17 protein-coding genes, 1 other RNA gene and 1 pseudogene are annotated in these 22,473 nt (G+C 59.6%); 12 read left to right on the forward strand and 7 right to left on the reverse strand.

All coding sequences use genetic code 11. The annotated features are described in order from the left end of the window. Window positions 1-25: 25 nt before the first annotated feature. Window positions 26-1,222: a multidrug efflux MFS transporter EmrD gene (gene emrD / locus ACB040_RS05150; RefSeq protein WP_005333920.1), complete on the forward strand. Its 1,197-nt coding sequence runs from the start codon at window positions 26-28 to the stop codon at window positions 1,220-1,222. Window positions 1,223-1,273: 51 nt separating this feature from the next. Here emrD and ACB040_RS05155 read toward each other — a convergent pair whose 3' ends face one another. After that, window positions 1,274-2,182, reverse strand: a complete 909-nt coding sequence (locus ACB040_RS05155) for a LysR family transcriptional regulator (RefSeq protein ID WP_371153563.1) — start codon at window positions 2,180-2,182, stop codon at window positions 1,274-1,276. Window positions 2,183-2,342: 160 nt separating this feature from the next. On the opposite strand from ACB040_RS05155, the gene fdhD reads away from it, so the two are divergent. Further along, window positions 2,343-3,140, forward strand: a complete 798-nt coding sequence (gene fdhD / locus ACB040_RS05160) for a formate dehydrogenase accessory sulfurtransferase FdhD (protein ID WP_346201297.1) — start codon at window positions 2,343-2,345, stop codon at window positions 3,138-3,140. Beyond that, a complete protein-coding gene (locus ACB040_RS05165; protein WP_371153561.1) occupies window positions 3,127-5,418 on the forward strand; it encodes an FdhF/YdeP family oxidoreductase in 2,292 nt (763 codons plus the stop codon). The genes fdhD and ACB040_RS05165 overlap by 14 nt, the downstream gene beginning before the upstream one ends. Window positions 5,419-5,582: 164 nt before the next feature. Here the strand turns inward: ACB040_RS05165 and ssrS are convergent. Together ssrS and zapA are read right to left on the reverse strand one after the other, a co-directional pair. Then, window positions 5,583-5,764, reverse strand: a non-coding RNA gene (gene ssrS / locus ACB040_RS05170) — 6S RNA. A gap of 16 nt (window positions 5,765-5,780) precedes the next feature. Further along, window positions 5,781-6,113 (reverse strand): cell division protein ZapA, encoded by a 333-nt coding sequence (zapA, locus tag ACB040_RS05175; RefSeq protein ID WP_005333910.1) that lies wholly within the window; start codon window positions 6,111-6,113, stop codon window positions 5,781-5,783. A gap of 173 nt (window positions 6,114-6,286) precedes the next feature. Here zapA and ACB040_RS05180 point away from each other — a divergent pair, with 173 nt between their 5' ends. The 6 genes from ACB040_RS05180 (at window position 6,287) to gcvP (ending at window position 14,811) form a co-directional block, all read left to right on the forward strand. Continuing rightward, window positions 6,287-6,856, forward strand: coding sequence for a UPF0149 family protein (locus ACB040_RS05180; protein ID WP_005333908.1), 570 nt, complete (start codon window positions 6,287-6,289; stop codon window positions 6,854-6,856). Window positions 6,857-7,033: 177 nt separating this feature from the next. After that, window positions 7,034-8,257, forward strand: a complete 1,224-nt coding sequence (gene ubiH, locus ACB040_RS05185) for a 2-octaprenyl-6-methoxyphenyl hydroxylase (RefSeq protein WP_201906697.1) — start codon at window positions 7,034-7,036, stop codon at window positions 8,255-8,257. Between the two features lie 122 nt (window positions 8,258-8,379). Continuing rightward, window positions 8,380-9,648 (forward strand): FAD-dependent 2-octaprenylphenol hydroxylase, encoded by a 1,269-nt coding sequence (locus tag ACB040_RS05190; protein ID WP_371153609.1) that lies wholly within the window; start codon window positions 8,380-8,382, stop codon window positions 9,646-9,648. A 416-nt stretch (window positions 9,649-10,064) separates the two neighbouring features. Then, window positions 10,065-11,162 (forward strand): glycine cleavage system aminomethyltransferase GcvT, encoded by a 1,098-nt coding sequence (gcvT, locus tag ACB040_RS05195; RefSeq protein WP_371153558.1) that lies wholly within the window; start codon window positions 10,065-10,067, stop codon window positions 11,160-11,162. A gap of 84 nt (window positions 11,163-11,246) precedes the next feature. After that, the gene (gcvH, locus tag ACB040_RS05200; protein ID WP_005333898.1) at window positions 11,247-11,636 is read left to right on the forward strand and encodes a glycine cleavage system protein GcvH; all 390 of its coding nucleotides are present in this window, start codon (window positions 11,247-11,249) and stop codon (window positions 11,634-11,636) included. A 298-nt stretch (window positions 11,637-11,934) separates the two neighbouring features. Then, window positions 11,935-14,811, forward strand: a complete 2,877-nt coding sequence (gene gcvP / locus ACB040_RS05205) for an aminomethyl-transferring glycine dehydrogenase (RefSeq protein WP_371153555.1) — start codon at window positions 11,935-11,937, stop codon at window positions 14,809-14,811. A gap of 91 nt (window positions 14,812-14,902) precedes the next feature. Here gcvP and ACB040_RS05210 read toward each other — a convergent pair. Next, window positions 14,903-16,455 (reverse strand): annotated as a pseudogene (locus tag ACB040_RS05210) (methyl-accepting chemotaxis protein). 203 nt (window positions 16,456-16,658) lie between these two features. Here ACB040_RS05210 and ACB040_RS05215 point away from each other — a divergent pair. Beyond that, the gene (locus ACB040_RS05215) at window positions 16,659-17,369 is read left to right on the forward strand and encodes an HAD family hydrolase (RefSeq protein WP_139747419.1); all 711 of its coding nucleotides are present in this window, start codon (window positions 16,659-16,661) and stop codon (window positions 17,367-17,369) included. A 125-nt stretch (window positions 17,370-17,494) separates the two neighbouring features. Here the strand turns inward: ACB040_RS05215 and ACB040_RS05220 are convergent, their stop codons facing one another. After that, a complete protein-coding gene (locus ACB040_RS05220) occupies window positions 17,495-18,565 on the reverse strand; it encodes a permease (protein WP_157161002.1) in 1,071 nt (356 codons plus the stop codon). 106 nt (window positions 18,566-18,671) lie between these two features. Here ACB040_RS05220 and ACB040_RS05225 point away from each other — a divergent pair, with 106 nt between their 5' ends. Continuing rightward, window positions 18,672-18,998 carry a helix-turn-helix transcriptional regulator gene (locus tag ACB040_RS05225; protein WP_108542054.1) on the forward strand — a complete coding sequence of 109 codons (327 nt, stop codon included), beginning with the start codon at window positions 18,672-18,674 and terminating at the stop codon, window positions 18,996-18,998. Between the two features lie 88 nt (window positions 18,999-19,086). Here the strand turns inward: ACB040_RS05225 and ACB040_RS05230 are convergent, their stop codons facing one another. Continuing rightward, window positions 19,087-20,469 (reverse strand): amino acid permease, encoded by a 1,383-nt coding sequence (locus ACB040_RS05230; protein ID WP_371153552.1) that lies wholly within the window; start codon window positions 20,467-20,469, stop codon window positions 19,087-19,089. A gap of 386 nt (window positions 20,470-20,855) precedes the next feature. Between ACB040_RS05230 and ACB040_RS05235 the strand changes: the two genes are divergently transcribed. Continuing rightward, a complete protein-coding gene (locus ACB040_RS05235; RefSeq protein WP_371153550.1) occupies window positions 20,856-21,152 on the forward strand; it encodes a hypothetical protein in 297 nt (98 codons plus the stop codon). A gap of 239 nt (window positions 21,153-21,391) precedes the next feature. On the opposite strand, the gene ACB040_RS05240 is transcribed toward ACB040_RS05235, so the two are convergent. Continuing rightward, window positions 21,392-22,204, reverse strand: a complete 813-nt coding sequence (locus ACB040_RS05240) for a pyruvate, water dikinase regulatory protein (protein WP_371153548.1) — start codon at window positions 22,202-22,204, stop codon at window positions 21,392-21,394. Window positions 22,205-22,473: the final 269 nt, after the last annotated feature.

Below are 22,473 nucleotides of genomic sequence, written 5' to 3' on the forward strand. Positions count from 1 at the left end.
ATTTTTTCGATTTTTTGGGACTGATATGGATCGGCACAGTTTTTATCCGTTGTTTTTATTGACCATTCTGATGGTCGCTGTGGGCCAGATGACCCAGACCCTTTATGTTCCCTCCATTCCCATGATGGCGGGGGACTTCAATGTGGCCTCGGGCCAGTTGCAGGCGGTGATGGCCTGTTACCTGATCCCCTATGGCCTTTCCCAGTTTGTCTACGGGCCGTTGTCGGATCGCATCGGCCGTCGCCCGGTGCTGATCGTCGGCATGATGGTGTTTCTGGTGGGCACCCTGATCATTCAGGTCATCCCCCATTTTGCCGCCCTGCTGGTGGGTAGCTTTATTCAGGGGCTGGGTACCGGTGCCGGTGGCGCCATGAGCCGTACCGTGATGCGCGATCGCTACAACGGCGCCGAGCTCAACCGCGCCAACAGTCTGGTGAGTATGGGGGTGATCTTCTCCCCGCTGCTGGCACCGGTGCTGGGGGGATGGCTGACCGAGCTGTTCAACTGGCGCGCCGGTTACTGGTTCCTGTTCGGTTTTGGTGCCGTAGCCACCCTGGCGATCATGGCCTGGTTTGGCGAGACCCTGCCTGCTGCTGCCCGTCAGCCACTGCGCGTCGGTGCTGCCTATCGTCATGTGCTGGGCAACCCCAAGTTTCAGGGCAACCTGCTCTGCCTAATGGCGACCTTTGCCGGTTTGGCAGTGTTCGAGGCTGCGGCCGGTGTGCTGCTGGGCGATGTGCTGAAACTGAGCGCCCGTACCGTGAGCGTGCTGTTCGTGCTGCCGCTGCCCGGCTATCTGTTCGGGGCCTGGCTCTCTGCCAAGCTGAGCTTCCGTTTGACTCAGGGCAAACTGATGCGTCTGGGAATCGCCTTTCTTGCGCTCGGCTCACTCATCATTCTGGTGCCGGGGCTGTTCGGGGTGGTGAGTGCCGCCTCGCTGGTTGGTGGTGCGGCTGTCTACTTCATCGGTAGCGGTATTCTCTACCCGACCGCAACTTCCTGTGCCATCGAGCCCTTCCCGGGTCAGGCCGGCACTGCGGGGGCCATTCTCGGCGGGATGCAGAATCTGGGAGCGGGCGTGGTGACCCTGCTAGCGGCCGGTTTCCCGATGACCGGTCAGGTGACCCTGGGGGCCATCATGACACTGATGGTGCTGATCGTGGCGCTGAGCTTTGTCTGGCTGCGTCACCACGGCTCCCCCCACGAGCAGATGGCCATCTAAATTTGCTTGCCAGTTGCAAAACAAAGCCCGCCTGTTTGGCGGGCTTTGTCGTTATGGCTGCTTGTTGGCGGGGCCATCTTCCGCCACCAGATCGAGAAAGGCCCGCATGGCGGGGGTGACACTCTGCTTGCGAGTCAGAAAAACGGTGGTACCGGCATCGAGCGGTTCGAGGGACAGACAGACGAGATCTGAGAGCTGGCTGGCAGAGCTTGCAAGCCCGGCACTGACGATGGCCCAGCCCAGCTGGTGGCGCACCGCGCTTACCAGATGGAACATGGAGTCGGTCTCCAGCACCACATTGAGCGAGACCCCGGCCCGCTCGGCTGCGAGATCCAGATAGTTGCGAAACTGCATGGTGCGGCTTGGCAAGACCAGCGGCTGCTGTTGCAGGCTGGCAAGGGTCATGGGGATATCGGAGGGGAGGGGCGTTGCCGCGCTGCGGCGCATCAGCACGGCCATCCGGTTTCGCCCTTGCGGATAGATGTGAAAGGCCCGCTTGTCGGGATCGCTGGCGGGAACGTCAAATCCCAGCCCGATATCGCATTGATGGAGCGCCAGCTGTGACAGCAGGACCTCGTTGCTTAGCACTGACAAGCGGATGACGATATCGGGGTAGCGCTGCTTGCACCTGGCGATAAACGGCATGATGTCGACATTGGATTGCGGCACTATGCCGATGCGCAAGGTACCTGATAATTCGCCATGAAACAGCGCCAGCTCCTGTTTGAGTGCCTCCTGCTCCAGCAACATCCGCTCGGCATACTGGCGCACCAGCTCGCCCGCCTCGGTCAGGGCGACAAACTGGCTGGTGCGTACCACCAGATCGGTGCCGACACTCTTTTCCAGCGCGGTAATGCTGGCCGAGAGGGTGGGTTGGGTGATGTGGCAGGCTTTGGCCGCTTTGGCAAAATGTCGGTGTTTGGCCAGCTCGTGAAAGTAGTGCAGTTGCTTGATGTTCATCTGGTTGTAGGGGAGGCAGTGGAACCGGCTATTGAAAATTAATCAATTGAAAAAACATCTTCGATAGAACAACTCTATCAGGATATAGATTTATTTCATTGGTTTTGCGTCAGTCGCCTCTCTAAACTTGAATGCAGTTTGCATTTTTAGGCCAACCTGCATGCCTGCCTACACGCCTGTCGACATCCCCGTCAATTTGCCTGCCTCGCCTTCATTGGATCATCTGGTGGAGGAGGTCGCCGTCGCCATTAACATCAATGGCATCAATCATGCGGTGATGATGGCGACCCCGGACGATCTCGACGACTTTGCCGTCGGCTTTCTGTTTGGCGAGGGGATCATCCGGCATAACCACGAGGTCCACGACATCGAGAGCGTGCCAGCCGAACAGGGTATTGTGCTGGATGTGACCATCGCCAACCGCTCTCTGGCCGAACACAAGCGCCGGCTGACCGGGGCAACTGGCTGCGGCATCTGCGGTGTGGCGGCGGTAGAGCAGGCGTTGCCCGCACTGCCTGTGTTGCCGCTGACGCCGCCGCTGGATGGGGCCTTGCTGGCGGGGCTGCGTGCGCAGATCGCCCAGTGGCAGCTCAAGGGTCAGCAGCACGGCGCCCTGCATGCAGCGCTGGCGCTGGATGCCGAGGGCCGGGTCCTCCACTGCCGGGAAGATATCGGGCGCCACAATGCCCTCGACAAGCTGATCGGCCTGCTGCTGCGTCAGCAAAGTGCGTGCGACACCCTGGTGGTGACCAGCCGCTGCGGTAGCGAGTTGGTGCAAAAAGCCGTCCGCTTCGGCGCCCGTCATCTTATCTGCCTGGCATCGCCCAGCCAGCTGGCGGTCAGGTTGGCCCTCAAATACAACCTCAACGTCGTTCATATTCCCAAGTTTGATGCCCCGGTCAGCTATTCGAGCTATCGCCCGGCGGATCCCATCGGAGAGTGCCATGAGTCATATTGAAAAGCCCGCCAAAGCCGGCGGTTTTTCGTCCCTGCAATCCACCATGAAACAGGTGCTACGCAGCCAGAAGACCCGTCAGAACATCAAGAACCTGCTGCGGGTCAACCAGACCGACGGTTTCGACTGCCCGGGGTGTGCCTGGGGTGACAACGACCACGGCACCTTCCAGTTTTGTGAAAACGGCGCCAAGGCGGTGGCATGGGAGTCTACCGGCAAGACGGTGGGGGCCGAGTTTTTCGCCGCCCACTCGGTGCGCCAGCTGGCCAGCCAGAGTGACTACTGGCTCGAGTATCAGGGGCGGCTGACCGAGCCGATGCGCTACAACCCGGCGACCGATCACTACGAGCCGGTAAGCTGGGACGACGTCTTCACCCTGATTGCCGACACTCTCAAGGGGCTAAATAGCCCAGATGAGGTGGAGTTTTACACCTCGGGGCGTGCCAGCAACGAAGCTTCCTACCTCTATCAGCTGTTTGGTCGCCTGTTTGGCACCAACAACTTCCCCGACTGCTCCAACATGTGCCATGAGGCGAGCGGGGTAGCGCTGATCCAGTCGGTCGGCATCGGCAAGGGCACTGTGGTGCTGGATGACTTCGACCAGGCCGATGCGGTGTTTGTCTATGGCCAGAATCCGGGTACCAACCACCCGCGCATGATGAATGCCCTGCGTCAGGCGGCGCGTGGCGGCTGCAAGATCGTCAGCTTCAACAACTTGAAAGAGGTGGCGCTGGAGCGCTTCGCCAGCCCGCAGAGCCCGCTTGAACTGCTGACCCCGGCGGCCACCACCATCAGCCACCAATACCTGACGCCGAAACTGGGGGGCGATATGGCCGCCATCCGCGGCATGGCCAAGTACATCCTGGAAGAGGCGCCAGAGGCGGTGGATCGCGACTTTATCGCCCGCCACACCCACCACTTTGCCGAGTATGAGGCACAGGTGCGTGCCACCGACTGGGCGGCGATCGAGCAGCAATCCGGCCTGACCCGCGCCGACATCGTGCAGGCGGCCCGGGTATTTGCCGCCAGCCAGCGCATCATCAGCTGCTGGGCCATGGGGGTGACCCAGCATCTGCACTCGGTCGATACTATTCGTGAAATAGTCAACCTGCACCTGATGCGCGGCCAGATTGGCAAGCCGGGGGCGGGGCTTTGTCCGGTACGGGGCCACAGCAACGTGCAGGGCAACCGCACTATGGGAATCAACGAAAAGCCGACCGCCGCCTTTATCGACCGGCTCGAGCGTCACCTGCAGGTGAGCCTGCCGCGGGCTCGTGGTCACAACGTTTACGAGGCGCTCAAGGCGCTGGACGAGGGCAAGAGCAAGGTGCTCATCTGCCTGGGTGGCAACCTGGCTGCAGCGGCGCCCGACACCTACTTCACCTACGGGGCGATGAAAAAGGCCGAGCTCAACGTGCAGATCAGCACCAAGCTCAACCGCAGCCATCTGCAGGTGGGCAAGGCGGCGCTGATCCTGCCCTGTCTCGGTCGCACCGAGCTCGATATCCAGCGCAGCGGCAACCAGAAGATCACGGTGGAGGACACCTTCAGCATGGTGCACGCTTCGACCGGCGCGGCCGAGCCGGTATCGCCCCTCTGCCTCTCCGAGACCGACATAGTGGCGCGGATGGCTCATGCCACCGTGGGCAGCGAGCGGGTCGACTGGCTGGCCCTGCGCGATGACTATGCGCGTATTCGCGATCTCATCGAGCAGACCATCGCCGGTTTTGCCGATTTCAATGCCCGCATCCAGCAGCCGTGCGGTTTTCATCTCGATAACTCTGCGGCGCAACTGACGTGGAATACCCCCAGCGGCAGCGCCGAGTTTCGTGCCAGCACCCTGCCGCGCTCTGTGCTGCCGGAGTGTACCCGCCATGCCGAGCAGATGGTGGATCAGCCGGTGTTGCTGCTGCAGAGCCTGCGCTCTCACGATCAGTACAACACCACCATCTACGGCATGGACGATCGCTATCGCGGCATCAAGGGCCAGCGCAACGTGGTGTTCATGAACGGAGCGGATGCCCGTCGCCTCGGTTTTGCCGAAGGGGACAAGGTCGATATGGCGGCCATCTGCAACGATGGGCGTGAGCGCATCGTGACCGGCTTTAGCGTGGTGATCTATGACATTCCGCAGGGCAACATCGCGGCTTATTACCCGGAGACCAATCCGCTGGTGCCCATCGACAGTATCGGGGCCGGGTCGTTTACCCCGACCTCCAAGTTGATCCCGGTGCTGGTGACGGCCTCCCGCCAGCCAGAGAATCTGTTGCTGGTCAAATAAAAGCGTTAACGCGACTGGCTGCGTTAACACAGCCTGCACAGAGAATGCGGTGATGCCCCGAGTGAGTTTTTCATCCGGGGCATTTTTCAGCTCTGAAAGGGGTAGGGATCGTTGATCATCAGGCAAAGAAAAAGCCCGTCACGCTGGTGACGGGCTTTTGCTGTTGGTACCCCGAGATGCCGTTGCCGGTTTGGGCCCTTGAACCGTCGGTTCAAGGCGGGGATCGGATCTGACCGCAGGCTTCTCGGTCGTGCCGAGCATGCGCAATAGCCAGAAGGCAGATCCCCTGTTTGGTATGAATATCGGCTCGGGGACTTGAACCGGCTGACAAACATCCCAGGGAATTTTAAAACGGTTTGCGATTAGGGCTGTTGCCCCTCTTCGCTGGAATCACCATATTGTCCGTGCTCGATCAGGGCCGCTTCGATGGTGCGCTGCAGCATCTTGATCCGCTTGTCCATGGTCTCAGAGTATTGGTGGTTCTTCTCTTTTTCAAGGCAGAGCTCATGACAGAAATTGAGCGCCGCCATGATAGCCAATTGCTCGTTGCTGGAGACTTTGGAGCGTTGACGCAGGTCGATCAACTTGTCGGTCAGCTGCTCGGCGGCCTGGCGCAGGGCATCCTGCTGTCCCAAGGGACAGGATACCTTGTAGGGACGTCCCAAAATGACGATTTCTACGGCCTCTGTGCTCATGCCTTCCTCAATACGGCGGAGCTGATTTCCGCCTTTATCCACGTGGACAACTGGGCGGGACTATATAGCGCAGATGCATAAGTTTCAAGGCCTTGCTGGCTCTGCAAGAGGGAGAATGCTAGGATCCTGACCATTAATTCTGCAAATTTGACTGAACTTTGAGCGGATCCTCGATGAGCAAAACGAACCCCCTTAAATATGCGGCAGTGGCCGACATCATGGAACAACATGAGCTGATGGCCAGCGCAGTAGAGGCCCATGGTGTGATCTGCGGTCTGGTGTGCGGCGGTGTGGCACTGGACGACAAGAGTTGGCTGCCCCATTTCAATGATCTGGTGAACGACGGTTTCGGCCTGCCGGCCCCGGTGCGCCAGGTGATGACCGATCTTTATCACAATGTAGTCGAGAGCCTGATGGCCCAGAAGGGCGTCGAGCTGCTGCTGCCAAGTGATGATGCCCCCCTCGACGAGCGCATCGATTCGCTGGTGGACTGGTCACAGGCGTTTCTGGCCGGTTTCGGCGTGGTGCAGCAGGAGCTCTCCCGCGCGTCGGAAGAGCTGCAGGAGATGATCCAGGATATCGCCAGCATCACTCAGGTCTCTGCCGAGTTCGATCAGGAAGATGACGAGAACGAAGCCTCCTTCCTGGTGCTCTACGAACACGTCAAGCTGGGGGTCATGATGGCCTTCGAAGAGTTTGGCAAGCGCCCCGATACCCCGAGCGCGCCGCCGACCCTTCATTGAGGTGCGGGTCAACGCGACCCTTACTGAATCTGCAAGAGCGCCTGATGGCGCTCTTTTTTATGGCGCTGTTGTGGCTAACCCTGTGAGGCACAACCGGTTTTTTGCCGTTGACCTCGCATTCGGCCTGCGGCTTTGTGATAGCATGAGGCCACCTTTTTCACTTCTTCCTCTCTGCTTATGTCTCAATCTGATGTGCGACAGGTCGATGTCACCTTGGTCGGCGGTGGAATGAGCGGTGCCGTGCTGGCCCTCTCGCTGGCAGCCCTGCTTCGATCCGATGGCTCCCCCCTCGAGATCCTGCTGCTGGAGGCAAGCGTCCCCGAACAGCACACCCATTCAGGGTTCGACGCACGCGCCATTGCGCTCTCGGCCGGTACCTGTGATGCGCTGTTGCGACGCGGACTCTGGCCGCTGTTTGCCCCCCATTGCGCCCCCATCACCCAGATTCATGTTTCGGATCGGGGCCACTTCGGTCAGGCTCGCCTGTCGGCTGCCGAATACGGTCTGCCCGCGCTGGGCCAGGTGATCGAGCTTGCATCCGCTGGCAAGGAGCTGCAACGGGCGATGGCGGCCTCTCCCAATATCCGGGTCTGTTGTCCGGCCCGGGTGAGCGAGATTGCGCCCGATGAGGAGAAGGTGACCCTCACCCTCGAGAGCGGTGAACAGATTGAGACCCGCCTGCTGGTGGCGGCAGACGGCGGCAACTCCTTTGTGCGTCAGCACTTCAAGTTGCCGGTGACCCGCCACGACTTTGAGCAGCACGCCATCATCGCCACGGTCAAAACGGCGCAAGACCCTGAGGGATGCGCCTTCGAGCGTTTTACCGAAGGGGGGCCGCTGGCCCTGCTGCCGATGCAGGAGGGGCTCTCCTCGCTGGTGTGGAGCGTCGGGCAGCATGAGGTGGATGAGCTGACGGCCCTCGATGAGGCGGCGTTTCTTGCCCGTCTGCAGCAGGCCTTTGGCTGGCGGCTTGGTCGCTTCGAGCGATGCGGCGTGCGTCACGTCTATCCGCTCATTCTGACCGCCTGCGATTACCCGCTGGCCCAGCGCACCGTGCTGGTCGGTAATGCCGCCCACGCCCTGCACCCGATTGCCGGACAGGGCTTCAACCTCGGGATGCGGGATCTCGACCTGCTTACCGGCGCCGTAGCCAAGGCGTTGGCAGAGGGGGAGGATATCGGTAGCTTCAAGGTACTGAGTGGCTACTGGCAGCAGCGTCAGCGCGATCAGGAGCAGACCGTCTGGCTCACCTCTTCGCTGGCCCAGCTCTTCTCCAATGGTCACGATCCGCTGGTGGCGGGGCGCAATCTGGCGCTCACCCTGATGGGGCGATTCCCGTGCCTCAAGGCGCCGCTTGCCTCGCGCACCCTGGGCTTTGTCGCCGATGTGTGCGGCAACTAGCCAGCACTTGTTGAGTGGAACCTGTTGACCACCATTCGTTGAGCAAAACCTATTGAATAAAGAGGTGATGCCTGCGGGCGTCCCCTCGCTGGCCAGCCGGTCAGCCCTGAAAGGATGAGATGATGCAGATGCAAAATGTGGATGTGGTGATTGTCGGTGGCGGCATGGTGGGGCTGGGGCTCGCTGCGGCCCTGAAACATAGCGCCCTCAAGGTGCTGGTGGTGGAGGGACAACTGCCCGACCCGCAGCTGGGGGAGGTGGCCGATAACCGGGTCAGCGCCCTGAGTCTGGCCAGCCAGCAGATCCTGCGCCATGTTGGCGCCTGGGACGGCATTGAAGCGCGCCGCCTGCAGGCCTACGACAAGATGGCGGTGTGGGAGCAGGACAGTTTTGGCCATATCGACTTCGATGCCGCCAGCCTGCGTCAGGCCAACCTCGGCCACATCGTCGAGAATCGGGTGATCCAGCTGGCGCTGCTTGAGGCAATTGAAGGTGCCAGCAATATCCAGTTGCTGACCCCCGCCAGAGCCAAGAGCCTGCAGAGCGGCCCGGCGGGCGCCTTGCTGCTCCTTGAAGATGGTCAGGCCATCTCTGCCAAACTGGTGGTGGCCGCCGATGGCGCCCACTCCTGGGTTCGCCGTCAGGCTGATATCCCGCTCACCAGCTGGGATTATGGCCACCACGCGCTGGTGGCGACGGTGCGCTGCGCCGAACCCCATGAAGCTGTTGCTCGCCAGATCTTCACCCCGGATGGCCCGCTCGCCTTTTTGCCGCTGTGGCAGGAGAACCTCTGTTCCATCGTCTGGTCGCTGCCTGCGGCCCGCGCCGAGGCGCTCTGCGCCTGCGATGACGAGCAGTTCAATCGCCAGCTTACCGCCGCCTTCGATGTCCGGCTCGGCCTGTGCAAGGTGGAGGGGCCGCGCAGCGCCATTCCCCTCACTGCCCGCTATGCCCGCGACTTTGCTCGCGAGCGGTTGGTGCTGGTGGGAGATGCCGCTCATACCATCCACCCTTTGGCGGGGCAGGGGGTCAACCTTGGCCTGCTGGATGCTGCCGCGCTGGCGGAGCAGATCTTGCAAAATCATGCCGCGGGCGAGGATATCGGCCTGCTCGCCAACCTGCGCAGCTACGAGCGCTGGCGCAAGAGCGAGGCGGCTCGCATGCTGGCGGCGATGGAAGGGCTCAAGCGGCTGTTCAGCGGGGCCAACCCGCTCAAGAAGCTGGTGCGGGGCGTGGGATTGCGCGCGGCCAATCTGCTGACGCCCTTCAAGGAGGGGGTGATCCGCGCCGCCATGGGATTGGAGGGCGAGTTGCCCGCATTGGCCCGTCCTGACTGGGTCGTTGCGGCGACCAAGGGCAGTGCCATGCAGGCCAAGGGTGAAAAAAACTAATATTACTCGCCATTTTTGACAACAAAAGTAATCCGACAAGGCTGATGACCCATTTTGGGTGTCAGCCTTTAATTTTGCTCTGGAGCGAAACGTTTTTCTGCAAATTGTGACGAAACGGTAAAAATCAAAATTTAATCTCGCCTGAGTCGGCTTATGGCTGTTTTTATCACTGCATTTATCTTAGTGTCTGGGGTCAGTTTTACGAGAGGGGATTAGTTTTTTTTGAGCGGCACGCTCGCCTGCTTGTCATATAATCCGCTCCGTTCAAGGAATCCCTCTTGCCTGGCAAGGGCAGGAGCGAGCACACACTTTTGGATCCGGTCGCTTTTTGCTGTACGTAGTGCAGTCAGAGCGGTGGCACGGATCGCAAGGGTGGTCGCCAAAGCGAAAAGGCTTTTTGCTAAGGAAAGAATGCGATGATCCAGACTACTGTACTGCATCCCAAACACCTGGAAGCCGGCGCCAAGATGGTGGACTTCCACGGTTGGGAAATGCCCATCAACTACGGCTCCCAGCTGGAAGAGCACCACGCGGTGCGCAGCGATGCCGGTATGTTCGATGTCTCCCACATGACCATCGTCGATTTGACCGGCGAACGGGTTAAAGCCTTTCTGCAACACCTGCTGGCCAATGACGTGGCCAAACTCACTGCCCCCGGCAAGGCCCTCTACAGCGGCATGCTCAATCCGGAAGGCGGCGTGATCGATGATCTCATCACCTATTACCTAACCGATACCTTCTACCGGCTGGTGGTCAACTCCGCTACCCGCGAGAAGGATCTGGCCTGGATCCGCCATCACGCCATCGATTTTGACATCACAGTGACCGAGCGTCCGGAGCTTGCGATGATTGCGGTGCAGGGCCCCAACGCCAAGGTCAAGGCTGCGGCCGTGCTGAGCGCCGCTCAGCGTACCGCCGTGGTGGGGATGAAACCCTTCTTCGGCGTGCAGGCTGGCGATCTCTTTATCGCCACTACCGGCTACACCGGCGAAGATGGTTATGAAATCGTAGTGCCGCAAGAGAAAGCCTGCGAGCTGTGGCAAGCGCTGCTAGATAACGGCGTGGCCCCGTGTGGTCTCGGTGCTCGCGATACCCTGCGCCTCGAGGCGGGGATGAACCTCTACGGTCAGGATATGGACGAGTCAATCTCTCCACTCGCCGCCAACATGGCCTGGACCATCGCCTGGGAGCCGAGCGATCGCAATTTCATCGGCCGTGATGTGCTGGAAGCGCAGAAAGCGGCGGGCAACCAGCCCAAGCTGATGGGGCTGGTGATGGAAGAGAAAGGGGTGCTGCGTGCCGGTATGCCCGTTACCTTCACCGCGGCAAACGGTGAGAAGCGGGAAGGTGTGATCACCTCCGGCTCTTTCTCCCCCACCCTGGGCTACAGTATTGCCCTGGCGCGGGTGCCCCGCGATATCGGTGAGCTGGCCGAGGTGGAGATCCGCAAGAAGCTGGTCACCGTGAAGGTCACCAAGCCCGCTTTCGTCCGTAACGGCCAGAAGCTGGTTTAACATCGTCTTGGGGGAGGGCAGTGCCTCCCCCATCCCTTTTCATATTCGTTTTTAAACGCGACTCAAAGATCAAAGGAAGCACAAATGAGCCATATCCCGAGCGAACTGAAATATGCCACTTCCCACGAGTGGATCCGTGTAGAAGCCAACGGCGAGGCCGTGGTCGGTATCACCGAGCACGCCCAGGAGCTGCTGGGTGACATGGTGTTTGTCGAGCTGCCGGAAGTGGGCAAGCAGGTCAGTGCCGGTGACGACTGCGCCGTGGCCGAGTCGGTCAAGGCGGCCTCCGACATCTACAGCCCGGTGAGCGGCGAGATCATCGCCGTCAACGAAGAGCTGGAAGGGAGCCCCGAGCTGGTCAACTCCGACCCCTACAGCGCTGGCTGGCTGTTCCGCATCAAGCTCGATGACGAGAGCGAGCTGGCCAACCTGCTGGATGCCGAAGGCTACCAGAACGTGGTGGACGAAGAGTAATGCCCCCGGGCCCTGCCAACACCGCAGGGCCCCTTTGTATGACCGCCAGCCGGGCAAGCACCGGCCGGTGGAAGGGTGAAGTCGCCCGCGCCTGCCGTTTGCTTGCCTGCTTTTGCCAGGGCAAACGGGCCGGTTCGCAACAAGGCGATCCCCTCTTGATGCTGCCGCAGCATCCGGTGCCGCACCCTCTCTGCGGGCCCCAGAACATGAGTGGCGTCGGTATCAGCCGACGATCAGGAACATCAGGTCTTGGTTATCAGGATGTCATGCCAGGACTTATTTATCAGGAAATAGGGAAATGACCCAGTCACTGTTTGAACTCGAGCAAAAAACCGATTTTGTCCGCCGCCATATCGGCCCGGGCGAGGAAGAGCTGCGCCAGCTGCTGGCGACCGTCGGGGCCGAAAGCCTGGACGATTTGATTGAACAGACCGTGCCCGCCGCCATTCGCCTGCCGGGTCCGCTGGGGATCGGTGCCGGCATGACCGAAGTGGAGGCGCTGGCCAAGCTCAAGGGCTATGCCGCCCAGAACAAGATTGCCAAGAGCTACATCGGCATGGGTTATCACGATACCCATGTGCCCCACGTTATTTTGCGCAATGTGCTGGAAAATCCGGGCTGGTATACCGCCTACACCCCCTACCAGCCCGAGCTGGCACAGGGCCGTCTCGAAGCCCTGCTCAACTTCCAGCAGCTGACGCTGGATCTCACCGGCATGGATCTGGCAAGCGCCTCCCTGCTGGATGAAGCGACCGCCGCCGCCGAGGCGATGGCGCTGGCCAAGCGGATGGCCAAGTCCAAATCCAACCTCTTCTTTGTGGCTGATGATGTGCACCCGCAGGTGATCGACGTGGTCAAGGAGCGTGCGGTTCACTTTGGTTTTGACGTGGCGGTTGGCGCCGCGAGCGATGCAGTGAGCGAAGAGGTGTTTGGTGCCCTGTTCCAGTACCCCACCACCACAGGTGAGGTGAAAGATCTGCGTGCCCTGATTGCCGCGGTACAGGCCCAGAAAGGACTGGCCTGCGTCAGCGCCGATCTGCTCTCCCTGCTGCTGCTCAAATCCCCGGGCGAGCTGGGCGCCGACGTGGTGTTGGGCTCCGCCCAGCGCTTTGGCGTGCCCATGGGTTACGGTGGCCCCCACGCCGCCTTCTTCGCCACCCGCGATGCCTACAAGCGCTCCATGCCGGGCCGCATTATCGGCGTCTCCAAGGATGCCCGTGGCAAGGCTGCGCTGCGTATGGCGATGCAGACCCGCGAGCAGCATATTCGCCGCGAGAAGGCCAACTCCAACATCTGTACCGCTCAGGTGCTGCTGGCCAACATGGCGAGCTTCTACGCCGTCTACCACGGCCCGGTAGGGCTGAAAACCATCGCCTCCCGCGTGCACCGTCTCACTACCATTCTGGCGCTTGGCCTCAAGGCCAAGGGCGTGGCCCTCAAGCATGCCAGCTGGTTCGATACCCTGACCGTGCAGACTGCTGACAAGGCCGCGCTGATCGCCAAGGCCGAGGGGCTCGGCATCAACCTGCGCGCCGATCTCGACGGTGCGGTAGGGGTCTCCCTCTCTGAAACCACCACCCGTGGCGATGTGGTTGAGCTGTTTGATCTGTTCCTCGGCCAAGGCCATGGACTGGATATCGAGGCCCTCGACAAGGCGGCCCAGACTCATCACGCCATTCCGCTGGATCTGCTGCGCACCGACGCCGTGCTGACCCACGAGGTGTTCAACAAGTACCATTCCGAAACCGAGATGTTGCGTTATATCCACCGTCTCGAAGCCAAAGATCTGGCGCTCAACTACGCCATGATTTCGCTCGGCTCCTGCACCATGAAGCTCAACGCTACCGCCGAGATGATCCCGGTGACCTGGCCCGAGTTTGGCAAGTTGCACCCGTTTGCCCCGTTGGCGCAGGCCAAGGGCTACCAGCTGCTGCTGGCCGACCTCGAAAACTGGCTGGTGAAAGTGACCGGTTACGATGCGGTCTGCATGCAGCCCAACTCAGGTGCGCAGGGCGAATACGCAGGTCTGCTCGCCATCAAGAAATATCACGAGTCTCGTGGTGAAGGGCATCGCGACATCTGCCTGATCCCAGCTTCTGCCCACGGCACCAACCCGGCCTCTGCCCAGATGGCGGGGCTCAAGGTGATCGTCACCGCCTGTGACAAGTCCGGCAACGTGGATCTCGACGACCTGCGCGCCAAGGCGGCCGAGGCGGGGGATCAACTCTCCTGTCTGATGGTGACCTACCCCTCCACCCATGGGGTGTATGAGGAGACCATCAAGGAGGTGTGCGACATCGTTCACCAGCACGGTGGCCAGGTCTATCTGGACGGCGCCAATATGAACGCGCAAGTCGGGTTGACGGCGCCGGGCTTTATCGGGGCGGACGTCTCTCACCTCAACCTGCACAAGACCTTTGCCATTCCTCACGGCGGTGGCGGCCCGGGCATGGGCCCCATCGGTGTGAAGAAACATCTGGCACCGTTCGTGGCTGGTCACGCCGTGGTCAAGACCGACAAGGAGAGCCGTGACAATGGCGCCGTGTCGGCGGCACCGTTCGGTTCGGCCAGCATCCTGCCCATCAGCTGGATGTATATCGCCATGCTGGGTGACGAAGGGCTGAAGAGATCCACTCAGGTGGCCATCCTCAATGCCAACTATCTGGCCAAGAAGCTGGGTGAATCCTTCCCGGTGCTTTATTCCGGACGCAACGGTCGGGTAGCTCACGAGTGCATTCTGGATATCCGTCCGCTCAAGGAGGCTTCCGGCATCAGCGAGATGGACGTGGCCAAGCGGCTGATGGACTACGGCTTCCACGCGCCGACCATGAGCTTCCCGGTAGCGGGCACCTTGATGGTCGAGCCGACCGAGTCGGAATCCAAGCGCGAGCTGGATCGCTTCGTCGAGGCGATGACGTCCATCCGCGCCGAGATTGCCAAGGTGCAGGAGGGGCAGTGGAGCCGCGCCGACAACCCGCTGGTCCATGCACCTCACACCCAGGATGACGTGATGGATGCAGAGTGGTCCCGTGGCTACAGCCGCGCCGAGGCGGTCTTCCCGTCCGAGGCGGTACGCGCTGCCAAACTGTGGCCGTCAGTCAACCGCATCGACGACGTCTACGGCGATCGCAACCTGTTCTGCTCCTGTATCCCGACTGAGGATTACGCCAAGTAAGTGGCGTTTAGGAGCTACAGTTAAGCCTTATAAACAACAGGGCCACCCAGACGGGTAGCCCTTCGTTTACATGGACTTTATCTGCATGCTGCTATCCAAATGTCCGGCTTAAGTCCTTGAGCTGGCTCGCTTTGCTCTGCAAATTGGCACTGGTTTCACTGACCTGATCGATTTTGAGACTGTTATCGTGAGAGAGCGAGGATATCTGGTTGATATTGCGACTGATCTCCTCGATGACCGCTTGTTGCTCGGTGGCCGCGGCGGTGATCTGGTTGGAAAAATCAGAGACCTTGTCTATCTCGACCACAACCTGATTCAGGTTGCCGGTACTTGCCCGGGTGGTGGCGAGGCAGGCGTTGGTTCTGGTCACATTGAGATGCATCATCTCTTTCCATCCCCCCAAGGTTTGCTGGATATGGCCAATGCTGTTCTGGATCTGCTCTGTCGCCTTGTGAGTTCTGGTCGACAGGCTGCGAACCTCGTCCGCCACCACTGCAAAGCCGCGCCCCTGATCGCCTGCCCGTGCGGCTTCGATGGAGGCATTGAGCGCCAGCAGGTTGGTTTGATCCGCAATGCCGCGAATTTCGCTCATGATGGTGCCGATCCGCTCGGATTCGCTCGCCAGCTCGACAGCTGACTGAAAGGCTTGCTCCGCCTGGGTGGCCAGCGCCGACATCTCTTCTCCCGCTTCCGAAAGCTGGGTGCTGGTGGTGATGCAGTGGCGGCGGGCCTCTTCAATCTGGCTGTTGCTGTCTTGAATATTGCGGTTGATCTCCTCGGCGGCCGAAGCCATCTGGGTGACGGCGGTGGCAATCTGCTGGATCTGCGTGTCTTGCGAAGAGATATCCTGGCTGGCCAGCGAGGCGGAGCCGCGCAGGTCATTGGCCATGGCATTGAGCGACGCGGTGGTGTCATCCACCCGGCCGAGTACGGTACGGATCCTCGCTTGCCCGAGTTTGATATGGAAATCGGCGATGCTGTGGGGGGCATCCCCCGAGAAGATAAGGCGGCTGATGCTGTCGTAATCCTGCTCGAGCTGCTGCAAGAATCGCGGCGTGAGGAAGAGAGGGTGGCGATTGAACCAGATTATTGCCAAGAGGGGTATGATGACCCAGAGCGCCTGCAGCGGTGAGATCAGCCAGAGCGCGCTGATCACGCTGACGAGCAGCAGGGGGATGGTCATCATGGCTGGCGTGAGTTGACGCAGGCCCATGTGAATGGCAGAGCCGGTTTCACGGGCTTTAAGGGTTTTGTACATCTGGCTGGCACGCGCTTTGTGCTCTGCGGCGGGGCGGCAGCGGACGGATTGGTAACCCACCATCTTGCCATCTTCATAAATCGGGGTGACATAGGCATCAACCCAATAATAGCGACCATCCTTGCAGCGGTTTTTTACCATGCCTCGCCATGGTTTGCCCGCCTGCAGGTGGGCCCAGAGATCGGCAAACGCTGCCTTGGGCATGTCGGGTGGTGCACCAGATTGTGATGTTGCCCCAACATCTCTTCCAGGCGATAGCCTGCCACCTGACAAAACGCCGGATTGGCGTAGGTGATGTCCCCTTTGAGATCGGTCGTCGATACCAACTGGATATCGTCGGCAAATTCAACCTCGGTATCTGTGGTGTGAAGCGAGCTGGTTACCATGATCAGACTCCGGTTTCGGCGTAACGGAATACTTCGTCTGAGTATGGCAGAGGATGTTCATTTATTGTGTTGTTGCACATTAACTCTTGTGCTACTGCGTGGGGACGGGATGGGTCTCACATTTTTACAGCGCGGTTTGGCGAGGGGAGGCAAGCCAAGTAACATGGCGTGACTTATGGCTGTGAAGCGAGACAGGTAACGCAATGAAGTTGGATGCGATTTTATGGGATTATGACGGTACTCTGGTCAATTCGGTGCCGAAGAATATCGATATCACCAAGCAGATCCTGGCTGAGGTCGCCCCCCATCTGACCGGAGAACATCTGCCGCGCTATCTGCGCAGCGAAGCGGAGTATCACCATGCCAATCACGCCGCCAAGAACTGGCAGGCGCTCTATATGGATTACTACGGTTTGTCGCGGGACGAGATGGTGCTGGCTGGCAGTCTGTGGGCCAAGCATCAGGAGATGAACCGGACCGAGGTGCGTTTTTTTGCGGGGCTGGAGGCGGTGATTGACCATTTCTCTGCCATTCCCCACGGAATTTGTTCGCAGAACTCCCAAAAGAACATTCGCCGGGTACTGGAGCAGCATGGCGTGAACAGCCTGTTCAAGGCTGTGGTCGGCTATGATGACGTGCCCGGACAGCAGCAAAAACCCCATCCTTACGGTGGCCTCAAATGTCTGGAGTCTATCTTCGGCCCAGCTAGGTGCCAGTCGCTGATCTATATCGGTGACCATGAAGCGGATGTGCAGTTTGCCCGTCATTTGCAAGCGGCGCTTGGCGAGCAGAGCCGTGTGATATCGGTGGCTGTCGCCTATAGCCGCGCGACTCCGGAGCGCTGGGAACACCAACCCGACCATATCGCCCGTGACGTCGAGGATCTGCTCCCCATCGTCGGGCAATATCTGTAACGCCGGTTGCAGATTGCCGTACGGAATAGACAAACGCCGATCAGTTGATCGGCGTTTGTCTATGGGAAGCCTGATGGTTTCACACTCTGCTGGCTTAACACCCTGTCTGTTTAATGATGGGCGACTTAAAACAGCAGTTGTATCAGGTAGCCCATCAGTATCGCCATGCCGAGGATCACGGTAAGGAAGGCCGCAATCATCGGGGTTCTGAACATGGATTTGAGCAGGATCACCTCGGTCAGGCTGGCGCCGGCACTGCCGATGATCAGCGCCATGACGGCGCCCATTCCCATCCCTTTGCCCAGTAGTACCGACGCCAGCGGGATCACGGCCTCGGCACGGATGTAGAGCGGGATCCCGACGATGGCGCTGAAGGGAATGGCCAGCGGGTTGTCGGCACCAGCATGGGCGGCGATCCACTCGGCCGGAATAAAACCGTAAATAAATGAGCCGATAAGCACCCCAAGCAGCAGGAAGGGCAATACCGCTTTGAACTGCTGCCAGGCATCAATGCGAGCTTTGACCCAGGCGGTGGGGAGTTGTGGCGCACGGGTCAGGGTTGCCGTGCCATCGCCGCAGCAGGAAAGGGTGGACTGCTCTGCCATCTCTGGTTGCGGTGCCGGGCAGCACGCTGCCCCGTTGAGGGGTTTGATTGCGCGAATGGCGCCGCGTTGGTTGTCACTGCAATGTGCTTGAGTGGTGGTGCGGGTCGCCGGGCCACAGCCACTACCGCAAGAGGGGGTGGCCTCTTTGGGGTCGATGACATGGCGCTCGAACCCCAATCTGTCGAGCAGCATGCTCGCCATGACGGAGACGCTGGCGGCGATCACGGCGTAGAGCAGGGTCACTTTCCAGCCAAAGGTGGCCCACATCAAGCCGACGATGATGGGGTTCAGCAGTGGGGAGATAAACAGGAAGGTGAGAGTGGGGCCAAAGCCAGCCTTGGCCGAGAGCAGCCCTCTCAGCATGGGGATGGTGGAGCAGCTGCAAAAGGGGGTGACGGCACCGAGCAGGGCCGAGAGCAGATAGCCCTTGCCATGTCTCGCCCCCAGCATCCGCTGGATCTTCTCGTCGGGGATCTTCTGACGGATCAGGCTGACCCCGGCGCTAATGACCAGAAACAGCACCGACAGCTCGACAGCCAGAAACAGGAACATCTGGGCTGCATCGGTCAGCATGGTTAACCACTCATTCATTGTCGTATCCTCACTTGGTTTCTATATTTCCAAAATAATCGAAATGAATGGTCGGTCAAGATATTTCTGGTATTATCGAAATATCAAATTCGTGGAGGGCGCAGAGATGCAACTAGAAGAGGTCGCCAAGGCATTGAAAGAGCTGGGTCATCCGACCCGGCTGTTTATCTTCAAGCATCTGGTCAAGGCGGGAGAGCAGGGGCTGCCGGTGGGTGAGCTGCAAAAGCAGCTGGCGATCCCCGCTTCCACCCTCAGCCACCATATCGCGGCGCTGGTCTCGGTGGGGCTGGTGAAGCAAAACCGGGAGAGTCGCACCCTGCTTTGCGTCTCTCAATACGCGGTGCTGGAGGAGATCATCGCCTTTTTCCGCGATGAGTGTTGCATCAACAGCCCGGAGCATCGGCAAGATCAAAGGCAAGAGCTGCCTTCCTGAGGGCTATGGCTGCTAGTAGTGCTGCTCGCAATAAAAAAACGCCGATCATGCGATCGGCGTTTTGCATTGTTTTTCTCAGTTGCGGGTATTAACCCAGATTGGCTGCAACCTTGCTTTGGGCCTGTCCCTTGCGCTTGATGACAAAGCCAATGCCCAGTACCACCAGCCAGGCGGGGATCAGTTCGACCGAGATGCGGAAATCGGGGGTCATGTACATGATCACCAGGATACCAGCCATGAACGCGAGGCAGAGGTAGTTGCCGAAGGGATACCAGAACGCCTTGAACTTGGGCTGGACGCCTTCTGCGACCTTGGCCTTGCGGAACTTGAGGTGCGCGAGGCTGATCATCGCCCAGTTGATCACCAGTGCGGAGACCACCAGCGCCATCAGCAGGCCGAACGCCTTGCCCGGCATCAGGTAGTTGATCAGCACGCAGAGCAGGGTGGCGATGGCCGAGACCGAGAGGGCAACCAGTGGCACGCCGCTCTTGTTGGTCTTGAGCAGGGCTTTCGGGCCGTTGCCCTGTTTGGCCAGACCGAACAGCATCCGGCTGTTGCAGTAGACGCAGCTGTTGTAGACCGACAGTGCCGCCGTCAGCACCACGATGTTGAGTACGGTGGCGACCAGATTGCTGTCCAGAGCGTGGAAAATCATCACGAACGGGCTGCCGCCTTCCACCACTTTACCCCAAGGGTAGAGGGACATCAGGATAGCCAGAGCACCGATGTAGAAGATTAGGATGCGGTAGATCACCTGATTGGTGGCCTTGGGAATGCTCTTCTCGGGGTTGTCCGCTTCGGCGGCGGTAATGCCCACCAGCTCCAGACCGCCGAAGGAGAACATGATCACCGCCATCGCCATCACCAGACCGCTGATGCCGTTGGGGAAGAAACCGCCCTGAGCCCACAGGTTGGTGACGCTCGCCTCGGGTCCGCCGGCACCGGAGATGAGCAGATAGCCGCCAAAGCCAATCATGCCGATGATGGCGACCACCTTGATGATGGCGAACCAGAACTCCATTTCGCCAAACGCTTTGACGTTGGAGAGGTTGATGGCGTTGATCAGCACGAAGAAGAAGGCGGCCGACATCCAGGTCGGGAGCTCGGGCCACCAGTACTGGACATAGATGCCCACCGCGGTCAGCTCGGCCATGCTCACCAGCACGTAGAGCACCCAGTAGTTCCAGCCGGACGCAAAACCGGCAAACTCACCCCAGTATTTGTAGGCAAAGTGGCTGAAGGAGCCGGCTACCGGCTCTTCCACCACCATTTCACCGAGCTGGCGCATGATCAGGAAGGCGATAAAGCCGCCGATGGCATAACCCAGCAGGACTGAGGGGCCTGCCATCTTGATGGTTTGGGCAATGCCCAGAAAGAGGCCGGTGCCGATGGCGCCGCCCAAAGCAATCAACTGAATGTGGCGGTTTTTAAGGCCGCGCTTCAGCTCCTCACCGTCTTGTTTCAAATCCATGGGTCTGTCCTTACGTCTCTGTTGTCTCTGGTCGGTGTTGGGCTCATCCTGAGCAGGCCGCAGTGCGTAGCCAAAACCTGACGAAATCTGTATTTATTTCGTTACGCCATGCCATTTTCAATTTTTAGTGTTGGCTGGCAACCGAAGCAGAATAGTGATAATCCGCCATGAATGCACCTATTTTCCATCTCTAATGGCCGTATTTTGTACCAAAGGCAGCTTTTTCATGATTTGAAGAGGCTTCTTGGTAGTTTTTGGTTGATGTTTGTGCAATCGAATTCTGTTTTGTTGACATTTTGTCTTGTTAGTGCGCTTTTGTGGTGCCGAGCCACAAATGGATGCAAATGATGCCAAACAAGCGAGAGTACAGGGAAGAGTGCAGGGAGTTGGAGCACAGGGAACGCGAAAGCGTGCTGCAACAAGGGGTTGCCCGGAGTGTGCTGGTGGCGCTCTGGTTAGGGATTGCCGCCAGTCCGCTGCTGTTGCTGGTGGTCGCCACCATGCTGCTGGGTTGGCTGTTACTCGGTGATCAGGAGTTGCTGCACTACTGGCAGTCGCTGTTGCTGGTGGGTGGGGTAACGGGGGCGCTCGTTGGCGGCTGGCTGGCGGAGCGGGTTCGCCTGCGCCACGGTTTGCTGGCCTTCTATGCCCGGTTGATGAACAACCCTGAGCTCAATCGTTAGTTAACGCTGGCTGTTTGCCGAGCGCAGCAGAACGGAATCGAATAGCGGCTAACTGGCAGCAGGTGACAAGGGCACAACGCCAAGGTCGACAAGAAGAGGGATAAGCATTTGTGGTGCTTATCCCTTTTTTATCCACGCTTTTCACTGTCATCTATGTGAATTGCAGTTCGCCACAGCTGACTTTCGCCGCGACACTGTAATTTTTATCTTTTGTTGATGCCGATAGCTGTCAAGCTGGCTTAACAGAGCTGGCGGCGCAGACCGGTCGCCTCGAGGACCTTGGCGCTGATCTCCTCCACCGAGTGGGAGCTGGTATCGAGGAAGCGTATCGCCTCCTGGCGAAACAGCCTCTCCACGCAGGCCAGCTCCTGCTCGCACTGTTCGATGGAGGAGTAGCGGCTGTTGGCACGGCGCTGGTTACGGATCTCGTGCAGCCGCTGCGGCGCTATGGTGAGGCCAAACAGCTTGTGACGGTTGGCCTTGAGGGGGGCGGGCAGCTCCAGCATCCCCATGTCCTGCTCGATAAAGGGGTAGTTGGCGGCGCGAATGCCAAACTGCAGCGCCAGATAGAGGCTGGTGGGGGTCTTGCCGCAGCGGGAGACCCCGATCAGGATGATGTCCGCTTCATCGTACTCCCTGGTGGTGATGCCATCGTCGTTGGCCAGCGCAAAGTTGACCGCCTCGATGCGATCGTCATAGAGCTTGCGATTCTCCATACCGTGGGTGCGGTGGAGGCGGGGCTCGGCTTTTACCCCCAGCTCCTGCTCCAGCGGGCTGACGAAGGTGTTGAGAAAGTCGTGGCCGCACGCTTCCGATTTCAGTACCTCTTCCCGTACCAGCGAGTCGACGATGGTGTGAAACAGGATGGGGCGCACCCCGGTCTGGCGAAACTGTTCGTCGATCCGCATCCGCACCTGACGCGCCTTCTCCAGTGTCTCCACAAAGGGGATAGTGATCTGCTCGAAGGCCAGCGGAAACTGGCTCAGTACCGCGTGACCGAACACTTCGGCGGTGATGGCGGTGCCGTCTGAAACATAAAATACGGTGTGCACGTAGGGCTCCTGTGATACCGCGGGTGGGGTCGCATGGGGTAAGGGGTGAGAAGTATCTCCCGAAACCATACCAGTTTTGTCAACCGGTCTGCTGTGCCCAAGTTGTGAAGTGGCTTGCAAACCTGAATCGTTATCTTTTTGTGTCGCCATTGTAGAATGTTCCGGTCATTCGACCATCCCCAACGCTTGCTCGGGGATTTTTTTGAAAATAAATAGAAAACGTTTTCATGGTCGTTGGCAACAAAAGAAACAGACAATAACGCACCTGA

Source organism: Aeromonas sp. S11(2024), assembly GCF_041402345.1.
In the GTDB taxonomy this organism is placed as follows: Bacteria; Pseudomonadota; Gammaproteobacteria; order Enterobacterales; family Aeromonadaceae; genus Aeromonas; species Aeromonas veronii.